This is a genomic window from Escherichia sp. KTE172, from assembly GCF_000408845.1.
Taxonomy (GTDB): domain Bacteria; phylum Pseudomonadota; class Gammaproteobacteria; order Enterobacterales; family Enterobacteriaceae; genus Escherichia; species Escherichia coli.
The window spans coordinates 2169688-2174923 of record NZ_KE137316.1 but is presented as its reverse complement, the minus strand read 5'-3'; the positions used below and the strand labels follow the sequence as shown (position 1 = coordinate 2174923).

Here is a 5236-nt window from a genome sequence, read left to right as displayed (position 1 = left end):
CGTAAGTAAAATCAGCCACCCACAGCTGGTCAGGTCGTTCTGCCACGAACTGACGGTTTACGCGGTCGCCTGCGGCAACGGCTTTCCGGCTGATGGTCGTACGGACCTTTTTACCCCGGAGAACACCGGCAAGTCCCATAACCGCCATGAGACGTGCCACAGTGCATCTGGCCACTCTGATACCTTCCCGTAACAACTGACGCCAGACTTTACGCACACCGTATACCTTGTGATTTTCATCGTATACGCGCTGTATCTCTTTCTTCAGCCAGTCATCGCGCTGCGCACGGGCACTGCGTTTATCCGGATGATGTCGCTGTTGCTGACAGTGGTAATACGTTGACGGGGCAATATGCAGTTCGCTGCATAGCGGTCCGACCCCGTACTGCTCACGCAGCTTATCCAGCAGTGGCATCATTTTTTCCAGAGGCGGTCGAACTCCGCCTTCGCAAAATAAGCGGAAGCCTGGCGAAGGATATCGTTACTGCGGCGCAGTTCACGATTTTCACGTTCCAGCTCTTTCAGACGCTGACGTTCAGCGGTGGTGAGCCCTCCATCACCGCCCCCGGTATCCCGCTCATGCTGGCGAACCCAGACACGCAGAGTCTCCGGCGTACAGCCAATCTTTGGAGCAATGGAACAAATTGTCGCCCATTGTGAGTCATATTCGCTCTGACTTTCCAGAACCATACGGACTGCCCGTTGACGGACTTCGGGGGAAAAACGAGTATTTTTAGTCATCCTGTTTACCTCTTTCTCAGGAAGTTTAGTCTCCAGGATTCCCGGGGCGGTTCATGTTGTATACCGGCGGCGAAAATGATCTCCAGAGCATTCTGATCGATAACACGGGCCAGATTCTCGTTCAGATTTTCAATCTCATGTCCGGTCAGCAGGAAACTGCCGGCAAGCCATGTCACCTGCTCCTGAATCATTGCCAGAATTTTGACGCGATCTTCTTCAACCAGCGCTCCGGCAATTTTTCCTGATACAGCGGAGGCAATCATTCCCCCCAGAACACCGCCAACCACACGCCCTGTCAGTGCACCAAATGGTCCCAGTGGACTGAACAGTATCCCGCCCGCCACTGACCCGACAGCTCCACCTGCCACACCGGAAGATGCCACGGCAAGATTCCTGATGAACTGCGCACCGGAGATCCGTCCCCGCAACATTTTGATCATGTCAGGGCCGGTTGTGACAGCTACCAGTGCCAGAGATGTCACCAGCGTACCCTTCATTACTTTGTTCAGGGCACTGATATTTCCTGCACCGGTCCCCTTCTGAAGAGCCAGTCGGACAGTCGGGCTGGCAGTCGAAAAATCAATGTGCTTCAGCATACCCTGAACAACACTGAGCCGGTGGAGTTGCTGGGTTGTGACGTAGACAGCCAGTGTGCGGGGGAAGGTTTTTCCTGCCTGGACAGCAGCTGTCTGCAGGGCAGCATCGCGATCGCCGGTGCTGAGCCAGAAGACCGATGCCGTCAGGGCAAAACTGATCCCTCCGGCCGCCAGACTGACAACCGAACCCTCGGCAATATCATAAGTGACCGATTCGATGGTCCCGAACCGGGTGATATTACGGGCCTGAGTATAAGTCAGATGTCCCCGACGAATCAGCCGGGACGCTTCTGCGGGATCGGTTACTATGAGACGACAATAACTCAGTCCGCCTGGCGCCGATTATTCTGGCCGGTTTTGTAACCTGAGTGTCATTTACATGATCCAACAGGAAATGGCGTGACGCTCAATACTTCTCAGGTCAGTTACTATATGACTCAGCGTAAGAAAGGTATAACTCAGCATATCTCGGCCATGAAGGCTGGTATCTCAGTCCGTTCTGGTCGTCGGATCGAAAAAGGAGAGTGGGCAAAAAACAGTGTTCGGCACTGGCGCACACGCAAAGATCCTCTGGAAGCTGTGTGGGACAGCATGCTTGTTCCTCTGTTGAAAGAGAGGCCGGCTCTGACACCAACAACTCTGCTGGAGATGCTACAGGATAAATATCCCGGCCAGTACCCCAACAGCCTTCGAAGAACAATGCAACGGCGGGTCCGCGAATGGAAGCTACAGTATGGTGCAGAGCAGGAGGTCATGTTCCGCCAGCGACATCAGCCCGGTCTGCGAGGTCTGTCGGACTTTACTGAACTGAAAGGTGTAGTTGTCACCATCGCCGGTAAGTTGTTGGCGCATAAGTTGTATCACTTCCGTCTGGAATGGAGCCACTGGAGCTGGATGCGGGTTGTGCTGGGTGGTGAGAGCTTCTCTGCTCTGGCTGAAGGTCTGCAGGAAGCCCTCGGACAACTGGGCGGAGTGCCGGTAGAACATAAAACGGACAGCCTGAGGGCAGCATGGAAACAACAGGGCGAAGATGGACGCCGCGAGCTGACTGAGCGTTATGCTGCTCTCTGTCAGCACTACGGAATGCAGGGCGTACACAATAATGCCGGTCGGGGCCACGAAAATGGCTCGGTTGAAAGTGCCCACGGACATCTGAAAAGGCGTATCTGTCAGGCGCTGATACTGCGGGGCAGTAACGACTTCAGCACCATAGAAGAATATCAGGCCTTCATCACTCAGCAGGTTATGCGGCACAACCGTAACAATCAGGATCTGGTCAAGGAAGAACGTCTTCATCTGAAACCGCTGCCGCTTCGTCGCAGTGCTGACTATGATGAGCTGACTGTGAGGGTTAGCCGCAGCAGTACCATCAATGTGAAGCACGTCGTCTACTGAACCGCCCCGGGAATCCTGGAGACTAAATTCCCTGAGAAAGAGGTAAACAGGATGACTAAAAATACACGTTTTTCCCCCGAAGTCCGTCAACGGGCAGTTCGTATGGTTCTGGAAAGTCAGGACGAATATGACTCACAATGGGCGGCAATTTGTTCCATTGCTCCAAAGATTGGCTGTACGCCAGAGACTCTGCGTGCCTGGGTTCGCCAGCATGAGCGGGATACCGGGGGCGGTGATGGTGGGCTCACCACCGCTGAACGTCAGCGTCTGAAAGAGCTGGAACGTGAAAATCGTGAACTGCGCCGCAGTAACGATATCCTTCGCCAGGCTTCCGCTTATTTTGCGAAGGCGGAGTTCGACCGCCTCTGGAAAAAATAATGCCACTGCTGGATAAGCTGCGTGAGCAGTACGGGGTCGGACCGGTATGCAGTGAACAGCATATTGCCCCGTCAACGTATTACCATTGTCAGCAGCAGCGGCATCATCCTGATAAACGCAGTGCCCGTGCGCAGCGCGATGACTGGCTGAAGAGAGAGATACAGCGCGTATACGATGAAAATCATCAGGTGTACGGTGTGCGTAAAGTCTGGCGTCAGTTGTTACGGGAAGGAATCAGGGTGGCCAGATGTACAGTGGCGCGCCTCATGGCGGTTATGGGACTTGCCGGTGTTCTCCGGGGTAAAAAGGTCCGCACTACCGTCAGCCGGAAAACCGTTGCTGCAGGTGACCGCGTAAACCGTCAGTTCGTGGCAGAACGTCCTGACCAGCTGTGGGTGGCTGATTTTACTTACGTCAGCACATGGCAGGGCTTCGTCTATGTGGCGTTCATCATTGATGTGTTTGCCGGATACATCGTGGGGTGGTGGGTCTCATCGTCTATGGAAACGACATTCGCGCTGGATGCGCTGGAGCAGGCGTTGTGGGCCCGCCGTCCGTCCGGCACCATCCATCACAGCGATAAAGGCTCTCAGTATGTGTCACTGGCCTATATGGAGCGATTAAAAGAAGCAAAACTGCTGGCATCAACAGGGAGTACAGGCGACTCGTATGACAACGCGATGGCGGAGAGCATCAATGGTCTTTACAAAGCGGAGGTAATACACCGTAAGAGCTGGAAAAACCGTGCAGAAGTGGAACTGGCCACACTCACGTGGGTGGACTGGTATAACAATCGATGATTGCTGGGAAGGCTGGGCCATACTCCTCCGGCAGAAGCAGAAAAAGCTTATTATGCTTCCATCGGAAACAATGATCTGGCAGCCTGAGTTCACAGATAAAACACTCTCCAGGAAACCCGGGGCGGTTCAGTAATATCTGATCGTAACGGACGGACGCTGGAATTAACCGATGACCGCAGCACAGAGAGTAGGGGATGCGGACGGTCAAAGATCGTGGAGTTGGATTTTATAAATCTGTCTCCAGTAGTAGATGAACTGAATACAAAGTTGCCAGAGAGTGGTCTGTCAGGCAGGGAATCAGAAACCGGATATTATTGACTGGTACATTGTGTCGGGCTGTGTACGTTCTCCCCGGACAGACAGTCTCAGTTCGTAGAATCTATAAATTACTGCTACTGATGCTGCCGGGGAAAGGTGTAACGAAAAAGCAGCCTCCGTTACCGAACAGCAAGAAGGCTGAATGTAGTGGCACAGTAAATTTGGCCACCTGATTAAAGGTGATATTCTCACCTCAACACAAAACAGGTGACTTATGAACAAGAAAACCAAACGTACTTTCACCCCTGAGTTCAGGCTGGAATGTGCACAGCTGATTGTTGATAAGGGCTATTCGTATCGACAAGCCAGTGAGGCGATGAATGTCGGTTCTACCACGCTTGAGAGCTGGGTACGTCAGCTCAGGCGAGAGCGCCAAGGTATTGCGCCCTCTGCAACACCCATTACCCCTGAACAGCAACGTATTCGCGAGCTGGAAAAGCAGGTTCGCCGACTGGAGGAACAAAATACGATATTAAAAAAGGCTACCGCGCTCTTGATGTCCGACTCACTGAACGGTTTTCGATAGTTTCCAGACTGAGTGACAGCCACTCAGTTGTCAGCCTCTGTTCCGCACTGGGAATACACCGCAGCAGTTACCGGTACTGGCGAAAACGACGCGATACGGTTAATTCGGCTCGCGTCAGGTTGTGCAGCGAAATACGCCGGGCATGGAACCAGAGCCGGGGCTCTGCAGGCGCGCGCACGCTGGCTGAAATGCTGACCCAAAACGGCGTCCCGATGAGCCGTTATCGTGCCGGACGGCTGATGAAATACCTGAACCTGAGCAGTTGTCAGCCCGGAAAACATCAATACAAAAATGCCTGTCAGGAGCATACGTGTTTGCCGAATCTGCTCGAGCGTCAGTTCGCTGTACCGGAGCCAGACAGGGTATGGTGCGGAGATATTACGTATAGTGTGCCCGGAGTTCAGGGCGGGCATGGATGCTTAAATGAACCGCGAGTCTGTCTGGAATATTGAGCCGGTAACTCACGATGAGAAACCCAACAA

The 5236-nt window shown here is 53.4% G+C and carries 5 pseudogenes and 2 other annotated features; of the pseudogenes, 3 read left to right on the top strand and 2 right to left on the bottom strand.

Annotated elements, in window-relative coordinates:
• Positions 1 to 741: pseudogene (locus G434_RS29145) on the bottom strand (IS3-like element IS629 family transposase); the annotation flags it as partial.
• Positions 344 to 460, bottom strand: a sequence feature (AL1L pseudoknot). (Overlaps the previous pseudogene by 117 nt.)
• Before the next feature lie 56 nt (positions 742 to 797).
• Positions 798 to 1643 (bottom strand): annotated as a pseudogene (locus G434_RS0125325) (hypothetical protein); the annotation flags it as partial.
• A gap of 93 nt (positions 1644 to 1736) precedes the next feature.
• Between G434_RS0125325 and istA the strand changes: the two are divergent.
• From istA to G434_RS29810, 3 pseudogenes are all read left to right on the top strand, one after another.
• Positions 1737 to 2729: pseudogene (gene istA, locus G434_RS13495) on the top strand (IS21-like element ISEc10 family transposase); the annotation flags it as partial.
• 54 nt (positions 2730 to 2783) lie between these two features.
• Positions 2784 to 3997 (top strand): annotated as a pseudogene (locus G434_RS13505) (IS3 family transposase).
• Positions 3065 to 3181 (top strand) — a sequence feature (AL1L pseudoknot). (Overlaps the previous pseudogene by 117 nt.)
• 410 nt (positions 3998 to 4407) lie before the next feature.
• A pseudogene (locus G434_RS29810) lies at positions 4408 to 5140 on the top strand (IS3 family transposase); the annotation flags it as partial.
• Positions 5141 to 5236: the final 96 nt, after the last annotated feature.